Annotated in this window: 4 protein-coding genes; all 4 read right to left on the bottom strand. The window is 45.8% G+C overall.

Going from position 1 to position 3873, the window contains the following annotated elements; all coding sequences use genetic code 11:
- On the bottom strand, positions 1-1141 hold a 1141-nt coding region (locus ACFIM1_RS08980; RefSeq protein ID WP_375694651.1), incomplete at its 3' end, for a phage tail tape measure protein.
- Positions 1142-1272: 131 nt separating this feature from the next.
- On the bottom strand, positions 1273-1686 hold the full coding sequence (locus ACFIM1_RS08975) for a hypothetical protein (RefSeq protein WP_375694650.1): 414 nt from the start codon (positions 1684-1686) through the stop codon (positions 1273-1275).
- A 41-nt stretch (positions 1687-1727) separates the two neighbouring features.
- Positions 1728-2246, bottom strand: coding sequence for a phage major tail tube protein (locus tag ACFIM1_RS08970; RefSeq protein ID WP_375608794.1), 519 nt, complete (start codon positions 2244-2246; stop codon positions 1728-1730).
- Complete coding sequence (locus tag ACFIM1_RS08965) at positions 2243-3532, bottom strand: phage tail sheath C-terminal domain-containing protein (protein WP_375694653.1); 1290 nt, start codon at positions 3530-3532, stop codon at positions 2243-2245. The genes ACFIM1_RS08970 and ACFIM1_RS08965 overlap by 4 nt, the downstream gene beginning before the upstream one ends.
- Between the last annotated feature and the right edge of the window lie 341 nt (positions 3533-3873).

Here is a 3873-nt window from a genome sequence, read left to right as displayed (position 1 = left end):
TGAGAGGAGGCAGAAGCACTTCACCAATGCTAATCCCCAAAGCCACAATGCGGTTTTGTAAGAGTTCAAATTGTCGCATAGCACCGGTTGCTTGTTTGTCGGCTTCTTGTTCTACCGAGCCTTTAAAGACTTGTGGATCTTTCACATAATCTAAAGCTTGCCCTAACAATTCAGGGTTACCCACCAATTTGGCAAAATCGCCGGTAAAATCGCGCCCCGCAATGGCAATCAGGGAACGCATCCCTTGTTCGGATTTGCCCAACACATTAAAAAAGCGCACCAAGGTACCGGTGGCATCTTTGTCGAGATCTTGCATGAATTTTTCGCGGGAAAGCCCAATATTGGCAAAAGCATCCTCAATATGCTTGCCCCCTGCTTGAATACGCGCACTCATCGCATTAAAACCACGCGCGGCACTCTCAGGAACAATCCCAGCAGAAATCATCGCTGTACCAAATGCCGCGGTTTCGCGGGCTGTCAGTTTAAACATGGTTGCTGCACCGGTGGCACGATTGGTAAAATCAGACACCTCACTGGCCTTTGCCGCCATGTGGTTAGAGAGATGATTGATGGCATCGCCTAGATCTTCAATGCCTGCTTGATTAAGCTTAAAGACATTGCGCAACTTGGCAAAGCGCTCCCCAATCTGATCCCCCGTCATATCAAAAGCAACAGCCGCTTTGGCTGCATAAATGCTAAAAGCTTCTAAATCTTGTTCACCAATCCCTGCTTGGCTAGCACTGGTCATCAATTCTAAGACTTCACGAGCCGCTAACGGAATCTTGGTGGAAGTTTCAAGCGCAAAACGGCGCAATTCCTTTAAGCGATCAAGGGGGGCATCGAGAACCTTTTCTAATCCCTTCATCGATTGATCAAATTGCATGGCTTTATAAAGGGGGGCAATTAAGGTTGCGGTTTGCGCAATGGCACCCACCATACGCCCGCGTGCATGATTGAAAGCATTTTCCGCATTCTTTGTCGCATCCTCAAGATGCTCAGGGTCAAACCAATTTTTAAAGTGTTGCCTTGTCTTGTTTTGGAAATGCGCAACATCTGAACTAAAGGCTGCAAGATCTCGCTTAGCAGAAACGATCCCCTCTTGCAGATGATTGACAAAACGCACAACAAGAGAAACATCCATGATCGCATCTTATCCTAACTTATGGCTTTCATATTCTTGAGCTTTCAGGCGCGCGAGTTCTTCTCGATAAGCAATCACATCCAGCCAATCCATCTGGTTAATTTCTGAAGGCGCCCAGTGATAATAAAGGGCTAGCTCTGCCCCAAATTGTCTGGCAGAGAGGATTGGCGTTGCGTAAAAAAAGCAAAAAAAGCCTTCAATATTGCGACAATATCTATCACATCAACTCGATCAATCAATTCAATAGATTCATGTGACATATCAGCCAAAAGTGCTGTGATGCCTTCTGTTGCCTCACTTGTGAACAAAACTTGAGAAAGCTTCGTGATAAGCACATCATTGCCCAATGTTGTTTTATCCTCTTCTACAGCGGGCAGAACGAGCTCTACCAACTGCGGTCCAATCAACACCGCTAATTGGCGTGCTTGCTTGAAGTTTGGGCGATAAAAGGTCAGTTTCTTGCAGAGAGATTCTTTGCCTCCTTTATCCTGATAAGGAAGCGGAACCTGCAACTCTACATCAATGCTGGTTTGTAAACTTGTCATGATCAATTCCTATAAATGAGAACCCTATCAATAATGAGAGCTTATAAGTTGAGAATAGAGCGGCGACGAGAACCGATCTCTTGCCCGTTGCGGACAAGCCAGCCACCCCGTTTAAAGGAAAAGCGATGCAAAACAGAACCATCCCAAAATTCCGTATAGTCCCAAATATTTTTGATCTCGCAATCATAGCCTGTCGCTTTTCCAGCCGTTAAGCCTTCGCTATCGACTTTGACCAACCGCCCCGTCACATCAATGGAATGTTCATGCTCACGTCCATCTTCTTCAGAGATGACATGTTTTTTGCCAGTGAATTTATGACGAAGACCAGGGGGACCACCAAAAATACCGATGACCTCAGGGGTATGGCTGCGGATTTTCATTTGCATGCTCAAAGCTTTCACACCAAGACCGCTCACATCAATCTGCATATCAGAGCCCCCTGGTTGATAGGTTTCTGTGATTTCTTCCAACGTAGGTAATTTGAGGGTTTCAAGATCAAGATGGAGATTCACATCATCATCAACAATCAGGGTAAAACCGCGAACAATTCTTAAAGTCATATGTCGCTCCTTGCTGCTTTGCGATAACCCTCTAGCGTATCGCCAAAGGCATAAATCATTTTATTTTGGATATCTTCAGCAAGCCGATTAAAGTAAGCTCCATTGCGCCGGCTGCCAAAGCTTAAATCTTCTAGAGGCGGCACTTCTTCTGCATCAAATTCCACCCGCAATTTCCCCAGTTGTAAATTGCTGTTGGAATTTAAATCACGGTCAAACCAAACCCGCCCACCAAGCAGTGCACCGCGTGCAATCATATCATCAAGAAAGCTGGTCAAAGAGCGGGTAATGGCAATAACATGTTGACCGGTCAGGTTTTCATCATTGGCCCAAGGGCGTAAATTGTTAATGATGGTTTTTTCCAGTGCTGCACGGGTGCGCACCACATTGACAAAACGCCAAAGCGGATCACTAGAGGTGGTATGGTTTCCCCATAAAATGCGCCCATTGGAAGCTACTTCTCCCTGCCCATTTTGACTAAGTCGTGCGGGAATAAAGGTGGCAATATCGGCTTTATTGAGACGATTTGCCTCATGATCAATTTCCCCATCAAAGTAGCTAATGGGGCGTGCTGTCCCTAAAATGCCATGCACATCTTGATTGGAAGGAGACCAAAAAACACCGCCCCTTTGCTTGTCCCGCTTGATAAACATGGCTGCTGCAAAAGGACTTGCGGGTTTTATACTCACACCTCCATCAGAATTTGCCACCCGTACAAAGGGATCAATCAAATAACAAAAGCGTGAGGAAAAATCTGCACGATAAGCAAGGCTTTCTTCCGTGTTTTTACCTCCCGTATCAAACACAGCAATGGCTTGTAGCTTTTCTGCAACCTGTTCTAAAGCGTCTGCCACAGGGTTTTTGCCATTGTCAATCCGCCCTGCACTATAAGCCGGTGCCAAGAGAATTCCAGGTTCCACACCCAAATGCCCTCTAGCATGCGCTAAGGCATGCACACCGGTCAAGTGAGTATTGGATCCCACCATTTCGGTTTGTGTCTCAGCAATGGTTGACTTTTCTTCCACACGCACAAGGATCACTTGTGCCTCAATCCCCTGCGCGCACACAGCGTTAATCACATCAAGAGCTGTTCCCCTTCGCCCAAGCTTTTGGGTTTTTTCTGTTTCATGCGTAAAAAGAAGGACAGGCTCGTTGAGGGGAAAAACTTGGTTGTCAGCATCAGGAGCTGTAACAACCGCCCCAAGGGCGGTTTGGCTAAACATCTCTAAGGGTCGAGAGGCTTGACCATCCTCAACAAGGCGGATACCATGATTAAATTCTGTTGCCATTTTGCTCTCCAAATTAATGAAGAGACTATACCAACCATCACCATGCTCCATAAGTCTGACACTGTCAGTCAAAAAGCTCTTTAAAGGGCTTTGAAAGATCTTCAAAGGGGATTTTACAGAAAGAAAATTATACAAGCCTTTACGTTCTTATACAATAAGCATCCATATAACCTAGGCTTATTCACCTTTCTCTTGTGGTTCTTTTATAGGCTCTACAGGTGCGTCTGTTTCTGTCATTTCAGTAGATGAAAGCTGTTTTGTGTTTTCATCCACCACGGGAGGAGAGAACACTTCGTCTTTATAAGTCCAGCCGATCTGCGCTTCACGTGAGGGGATTGCCT

The sequence above is a fragment of the Bartonella sp. AC158YNML genome (assembly GCF_042196725.1).
Taxonomy (GTDB): domain Bacteria; phylum Pseudomonadota; class Alphaproteobacteria; order Rhizobiales; family Rhizobiaceae; genus Bartonella.
This window is presented reverse-complemented; position numbering and strand designations above follow the sequence as displayed.

Excerpts from the sequence above, each read along its gene's own strand:
- ACFIM1_RS08975 (WP_375694650.1), bottom strand. The coding sequence starts at position 1,686 with ATGACAAGTTTACAAACCAGCATTGATGTAGAGTTGCAGGTTCCGCTT.
- ACFIM1_RS08970 (WP_375608794.1), bottom strand. The coding sequence starts at position 2,246 with ATGACTTTAAGAATTGTTCGCGGTTTTACCCTGATTGTTGATGATGAT.
- ACFIM1_RS08965 (WP_375694653.1), bottom strand. The coding sequence starts at position 3,532 with ATGGCAACAGAATTTAATCATGGTATCCGCCTTGTTGAGGATGGTCAA.